At 69.9% G+C, this 5,131-nt stretch carries 5 protein-coding genes; 1 reads left to right on the forward strand and 4 read right to left on the reverse strand.

Annotation, left to right across the window (positions count from 1 at the left end; translation table 11 throughout):
- Positions 1-49: 49 nt before the first annotated feature.
- A complete protein-coding gene (locus tag QN350_RS18855) occupies positions 50-1,213 on the reverse strand; it encodes a glycerol dehydrogenase (RefSeq protein ID WP_322137802.1) in 1,164 nt (387 codons plus the stop codon).
- A 162-nt stretch (positions 1,214-1,375) separates the two neighbouring features.
- Here QN350_RS18855 and QN350_RS18860 point away from each other — a divergent pair, with 162 nt between their 5' ends.
- Complete coding sequence (locus QN350_RS18860) at positions 1,376-2,245, forward strand: IclR family transcriptional regulator (RefSeq protein WP_281535673.1); 870 nt, start codon at positions 1,376-1,378, stop codon at positions 2,243-2,245.
- A 115-nt stretch (positions 2,246-2,360) separates the two neighbouring features.
- On the opposite strand, the gene QN350_RS18865 is transcribed toward QN350_RS18860, so the two are convergent.
- From QN350_RS18865 to QN350_RS18875, 3 genes are all read right to left on the reverse strand, one after another.
- Positions 2,361-2,906 (reverse strand): YbhB/YbcL family Raf kinase inhibitor-like protein, encoded by a 546-nt coding sequence (locus tag QN350_RS18865; protein ID WP_322137803.1) that lies wholly within the window; start codon positions 2,904-2,906, stop codon positions 2,361-2,363.
- Positions 2,907-2,971: 65 nt separating this feature from the next.
- Entirely contained in the window at positions 2,972-4,537 is a 1,566-nt protein-coding gene (locus tag QN350_RS18870; protein ID WP_323503720.1) for a GMC family oxidoreductase, read from the reverse strand.
- Positions 4,534-5,088: a hypothetical protein gene (locus QN350_RS18875; protein ID WP_322137805.1), complete on the reverse strand. Its 555-nt coding sequence runs from the start codon at positions 5,086-5,088 to the stop codon at positions 4,534-4,536. Before QN350_RS18875 ends, QN350_RS18870 begins: the two co-directional genes overlap by 4 nt.
- Positions 5,089-5,131: the final 43 nt, after the last annotated feature.

Consider the following 5,131-nt stretch of genomic DNA (forward strand, 5'->3'; position numbering starts at 1 on the left):
GGGCCCGGGCAGCGCAGGCCGCGGCATCCGCTGCCCGGAGACCTGCGGGCTAGTGCGTGTCGACCTGGCGGGCGACGTACTGCACGGGCGCGGGCAGGTGCGCCTCGCTCCGCACGGTGCGGGAGAACCGCTCGATCGACTTGAGCGCGCTGACCAGCTCGTCGGGGGTGATCGGGAACGGCATGTTGTGGATGGTCTCCCCTGGCACCGTCGCCGCTTCGGCGACGCGGCGCAGGTCGTCCTCGTCTTCAACGCTGAGGCCGACCTCGGTCAGGGTGTTCGGCAGCCCGACCCGGGTCGTGAACTCGATGAAGTCGCGGATCTCCTGGGTCGGGGCGCCCTCGAGCACGAGCTGCGTGACCGAGCCGATGTTGACCTTCTGCCCGTGGGCGAGGCCGTGGGTCTGGTGCGCCGCGGTCAGGCCGTTGTGGATCGCGTGGGCGGCGGCGAGCCCGCCGGACTCGAATCCGAGCCCGGACAGCAGCGTGTTGGCCTCGACGAGCTTCTCGACGGCCGGGGTGACCTGGTGGTCGCGCACGGCGTCGAGGGCGGGGAGCGCGTTGTCCCAGATCACGCCCCAGGACAGCTCGGCGAGCGCGGTGCCCGCGAGGGTCGGCAGGCCGCCGGCCATCGTGTTCGCGTGCGACTGCCTCGTGGCCCGGGCCTCGAGCCAGGTCGCGAGGGCATCGCCGACGCCCGCGGCCAGGAACGCGGCGGGGGCATCCGCCACAAGCTGGGTGTCCATCAGCACGAGGTCCGGGTTCTTCGGGAAGAAGCGGTACTCCTCGAACGCGCCGTCCGCGGTGTAGATCACGGAGAGGGCCGAGGTGGGGGCATCCGTCGAAGCGACGGAGGGCACCGTGACCCAGCGGATGCCGGCCAGGAACCCCGCAGCCTTCACGGCGTCCAAGGTGCTGCCGCCGCCGAGGGCGACGATGACGTCGGCGCCGGTCCTGTCGATCACGCCGACGAGGCGGGTGACTTCCGCGGCCGTGGGGATGCCGCCGAAACGTTCCCGGGTGACGGGCAGCTGGGCGGCGCGGAGCGAGTCCGTGGCGCGCTGCCCGAGGATCCCCCAGACGACGTCGTCTGAGACGAGGAGCGGCGTCTTCCCGAGCGGCGCGAGGAATTCGCCGAGCCGGGACAGCGCCCCCTTCCCCTGGACGTAGCGGCCGGGGCTGATGATGGTGCGAATGGCGCTGGAGGCGGCCATGGCGATCTCCTTCTTCAATCGATGCGGATGCCGCCAGCCTAAATTCGCCGGTCACGGTCGGTCAGGGGCCCTGTCACCATGTGAGAAGCTGCTCGCCGTACCCGGGATCTTCTCAGGCGCCGTGCGATTGTGCCGGGACCGCGCCCGACCGACAATGGCCGCATGAAGATCACGGATGCTCTTCCCCTGTCCCAGCCGTCGTCGCCCCGGACGCTCGCGCAGCCGCCCCTGACCTCCAACGTCACGGCCCTGCCCGCGCCACCCGCCCCGGGCGGGGTCGCCTCGATCCAGAAGACGCTCGCGATCCTCGAGATCGTCGCCGAGCGCGGCGGGGCCACGGCGAAGGAGGTCTCGGCGAGCCTCGGCTACCCGCTGCCGACCGTGTACCGGCTCATGCAGACGCTCGTGCAGAGCGACTACCTCGTGCACATCCGCCGGGAGCGCAAGTTCGAACTCGGCTACAAGCTGCACCAGCTCGGCGTCTCGCTGCATCGCCAGATCGGGGTGCCCACCGAGGTGCGCACCGAGATCGCCCGCCTGCACCGCAGCGCCCGGGCGGCCGCGTACTTCGCCGTGTACCGGGGGGCGGATGTCGTCGTCACGTACATCGTGGATTCCCCGGCCGCCCCGCGCCTCACCCCGTTGAGCTTCGGTTTCCACGAGGCCGCGCATGCGACCGCGTTCGGCAAGATCATGCTCAGCGGCATGAGCGGCGAGCAGCGCGACCAGTACCTCGATGCTCACGGGTTGTTACGGCTCACCCCGGCGACCATCACCGAGCGCGGAGAACTCGAGCGCCAGCTCGAGTCGATCTCCCGGTCGCACGTGGCCTGGGAACACGAGGAGTTCGTCCCTGGCATGACGTGCGCCGCCGTCGGCGTGCGCAACTCCGCCGGCCTGCTCGTCGGCTCGGTCGCGATCTCGGCCAGGGCCGCCACGATCGCGACCCGCGAACGCGACCTCGAGCGGATGCTGCGCGGGACCGCCGCCGGACTCTCGCGGTACTTCCGCTCCGGCAGCGTCCGGCGCTGAGCATCCGCTCACCTAACCAATTCGACGGAGATTTTGTCCGGAGAGCGCTTAGATCGGGCTCCCACGCACCAGAAACTCAAAAACTCCGTCGAATTGGTTAGGGCGGGGCGAGCGGTTAGCGGGCCTCCCACCAGGGGGTGATCACGGCGCGGGCGAGGGTGTGCCCGCCGAGGTTGAAGGTGAGGAACGCGGGCGTCGACGTCTCCGGAATGCCGATGGTATCGACGTCGAGGGCGTGCACGGCGATGTAATAGTTGTGCCGCCCATGGCCGGCCGGCGGGGCCGCACCGAGGTAGCGCCGGAGACTGGCATCGTTCGTGAGCTGCCAGGCGCCGGGCGGCAGGGTCGTGCTGTTCTCCTCTCCCGCCCCGGTGGGCAGGCTTGTCGTCGTCGCGGGGATGTCGGCGACGGCCCAGTGCCAGAATCCGCTCCCCGTCGGGGCGAGCGGGTCGTACACCGTGACCGCGAAGCTCCTGGTCCCTGCCGGGAACCCGCTCCAGTGCAGTTCTGGGGACGTGTCGCTTCCGCCGGCGCCGAAGATCCCGCTGCGTTGCGGCGGGGCGAGTTCCTCGCCGTTCTTCACGTCGGTGGATTCGAGGGTGAAGGTCGGCACCTCGCCGATCTGGTCGTACGGGGTTCTCATCATCTGGTCGTGGGTCATGGTGCGCACTCTCCTTGTCGGGGCGTGGGGACGGGTCGTGGTGACGGTTCGGTGGCAGGCACCGGTCAGAGGGACCGGTTGGCGAGCTGTTCGGCGATGTGGTCGGCCTGCCGGATGGCGAGGGCCACGATCGTGAGGGTGGGGTTCGCCGCGGCGCCGGTCGTGAAGACAGAACCGTCGCTCACGAACAGGTTCGGCACATCGTGGGCACGCCCGAACTTGTTCACCACGCCGTCCTCCGGTCGCGCGCTCATCCGGCTCGTGCCGAGGTTGTGCGTGGACGGATAGGGCGGGGTGCGGTGCGCCGAGATCGACCCGACCGCGTCGTAGAGCAGCTCGGCCTGGCGGTAGCCGTGGTCGCGCATGGCGACGTCGTTCGGGTGGTCGTCGAAGTTCACGTTCGCGACCGGCAGGCCTGCGGCATCCGTGACCGAGCCGTTGAGGGTGATCCGGTTGGTCTCCTGCGGCATGTCCTCACCGACGATCCAGAGGCCGGCGGTGTGGGCGTAGCCGTCGAGGATCGAGGTGAAGTCGCGCCCCCACGAACCCGGGTCCGCGAAGGCTGCGAGGAATGCAGGCCCGAGCGAGAGGGTTTCGAGGTAGTACCCGCCGGCGAAGCCGCGGCGCTCGTCGTGGCGCGCCTCGTCCGCGATGATCCCGGCCATGGTCTCGCCGCGATAGGAGTGCACCGGGTCGGGGAACTGGGCGTAGACGGAGCCGGTGGTGTGCCGCATGTAGTTGCGGCCGACCTGGCCGGAGGAGTTGGCGAGGCCGTCCGGGAACAGCGAGCTCGCACTGAGCAGCAGCAGTCGCGGCGTCTCGATCGAATTCCCGGCGACGCACACGATGCGTGCGCGCTGCCGGTGCAGACCGCCGGCAGCATCGAGGTAGAGCACGGCGTCGGCGCGCCCGGTCTGGTCGTGGGTGATCTGCACGGCCTGGCTGAGCGGGCGCAGGTCGAGGTGACCGGTCGCCTCCGCCCGGGGGATCTCGCGCACGAGGGTGCTCCACTTCGCGCCGGACTTGTCGCCCTGGAAGTTGAAGCCGTCCTGCACGGATGCCGGGCGCCCGTCGTACGGCTCGGCGTTCGTCGCGTACGGACCGGTCGCGTAGAAGTTGTAGCCGACCCGGGCGGCACCGTTGGCGAACACCTTGTAGTTGTTGTTGGCGGGCAGGGCGGCGCGACCGTGCCGGTGCGTCGAGCCCATCGCGATCTCGGCGCGGTCGTAGTACGGAGCCAGTTCGGCGAGGGTGATCGGCCAGTCGAGCAGGTTCGCGCCGTCGATCGCCCCGTACGTGCTCCGAGCCTGGAATTCGTGGGCGAGGAACCGCGGCGTCGCGCCGGACCAGTGGGTGGTGCTGCCGCCGACCGCCTTGACGATCCAGGCCGGCAGGTTCGGGAAGTCACGCGCGATGCGCCAGGAACCGCTCGTCGTGCGCGGATCGAGCCAGGCCATCTGGGAGAACGCGGCCCACTCGTCGTTGACGTATTCGTCATTCGTGATGTGCGGGCCGGCCTCGAGCACGACGACCTTGATCCCCCGGGCGGTGAGCTCGTAGGCGAGGGTGCCGCCGCCCGCGCCTGAGCCGATGATGACGACGGCCTCCTCGTCGTGGTCGATGGCGGTCACTTCGTCACCTCGTCCCTGGTCGAAGCGGATTCCGCCGGCCCACTCGCCGCACCGACCTGCCGGGTGAGCGGGCCGATCTCGACGTGGTTCAGCTCGCCGGTGTATTCCTCGATCCGCGGCTCCGGGAGCCAGTCGAGGTCGTTGAAGCCGCGGGTGAGGTAGCCGCCCTTGTCGAAGGACGCGCCCTCATAGCCGAGCGCTTCCCAGACCTCCGGGAGGTTGTACAGGGTCAGCACGGTGTTGGCGCGGACGAAGGCGAAGAATTCGGTGTGCTCGATCGCGCGCAGGCGAGCCGTGGCATCCATCGCATTGAGGTCGAGGAAGGCGCCGGCCGGAAGGGTGTCGAGGCTCGCGAGGCCGGACGACAGGGCGAGGAAGTGCCGGGGCGATTTCTCAGCGAGCGCGATCAGGGCGTCTGCGGTCTTCTCGTACGCGGTATCCGGCAGCTGCGCGTGCGGGAATGCGACCCGGATCACGCGCACGAGCAAGACGCGTGCCCGCGGGGAGTCGAGGAAGGCGCTCGGGGTTTCCGAGGTTTCGAGGAACGTCACTGGTGGTCTCCTTCGGATGGATCGGGATGGATCGGGGCGGGTC

The sequence above is a fragment of the Cryobacterium sp. 10I5 genome (assembly GCF_035019865.1).
Lineage (GTDB): Bacteria > Actinomycetota > Actinomycetes > Actinomycetales > Microbacteriaceae > Cryobacterium > Cryobacterium breve_A.